The sequence below is a fragment of the Bacillus sp. JJ864 genome, from assembly GCF_036963045.1.
In the GTDB taxonomy this organism is placed as follows: Bacteria; Bacillota; Bacilli; order Bacillales; family Bacillaceae_G; genus Bacillus_A; species Bacillus_A pseudomycoides_C.
Window position 1 is genome coordinate 1 of sequence record NZ_JBALLY010000265.1, and the last position, 1,225, is coordinate 1,225.

Here is a 1,225-nt window from a genome sequence, read left to right on the forward strand (position 1 = left end):
ATATTATCATATAAGAATATCCTTCTATTCGACTTTATAGTATTACAAATATATTTTTATTAATATAAAACTTTTTTTAAAAATTTGTGATAATATGTTGAAAGATAGCACTTATTCTTTACATCACTTCATAATATTTTTAGCCAAAAAGTAAGGGGAATAAGTAGTAATTTGCAAGTGGAGGAACAACATGGATAAAATTATGGTTTGTGCTAATTACACGTTTGAAAATGAGCGAAGAGAGCGATTATACGATTTGTTTGAAAGAGTATTTCACATTCCAACACATACATTACAAGATTTTTATAAAAAAGGATTTTGGGATGAAACATACTCACCGGTAACTTTATTTGAAGAAGATGAAGCCATTGCAAATGTATCTATGTTTTCAATGCCAATGATGGTAGGGGGAGAACGTATAAAAGCAGCTGGTATTCAATCTGTAATGACACATCCTAATTATCGCAATAAAGGTTTTATGAAGCAGTTGTTTGGTGAAGTGTTGCAAAAGATTGATGAGGAATATAACTATTCATTTTTATTTACAGAAACTCCAGAGTTATATACACCATTCGGTTTTAAAGTAGTAAAAGAATACATAGCGACTTTACAGTATGAAAAGAGTGAACAAGGGTTATCATCTATTCGAAAATTAGATTTTTTTGATGAAAAAAATGTGCAGCTTATAAAAGATATATTTGAAAATAAAGAACGTCTTTCACGAGTTTTTGCACCGTTACACTATCAATCATCTTTCTATTTAAATATGTATGATGAAAAATGGAATAAGAAACTTTATTTCTCAGAAGAACTTAACGCTATACTTGTTTATGAAATTGAAGAGGGTGTATTGAAGTTATACGGAGTAATAAGTGAATTGATGCCTATTTTAGATGAATTATGTGCGGTAATTCCAGAAACATTCCACACAATTGAGTTTTATTTCTCTCCTGATCAATTAGGGGTGGAGGATGCTGATTTAAAATTATATGAATCAAAGAAACGTTTAATGGTAAGAGGAGAACTTCCTGTTGAATTTAATGAGGTGAAGTTTCCAATCTTAGCGGAATTTTGATTTTTGTTAGAATTGTTGAAGTATACAGAATATAACGTTAATTATATAATAATAAATATTGTATGCGCTATTATTTCTAATTTTTATCATTGATATGTTAAATCTTTTGGAGATACATTGATTACTAAAATAAGATATAAAGTATGGTTT

The 1,225-nt window shown here is 28.5% G+C and carries 1 protein-coding gene; it reads left to right on the forward strand.

What is annotated here, in order from left to right; translation table 11 throughout:
* Positions 1-190: 190 nt before the first annotated feature.
* Positions 191-1,075 carry a GNAT family N-acetyltransferase gene (locus V7024_RS24300; protein ID WP_335524643.1) on the forward strand — a complete coding sequence of 295 codons (885 nt, stop codon included), beginning with the start codon at positions 191-193 and terminating at the stop codon, positions 1,073-1,075.
* The last annotated feature ends 150 nt before the right edge of the window (positions 1,076-1,225 follow it).

Bases quoted from the DNA above. Each gene is read 5' to 3' on its own strand.
- V7024_RS24300 (WP_335524643.1), top strand. From the start codon at position 191: ATGGATAAAATTATGGTTTGTGCTAATTACACGTTTGAAAATGAGCGA.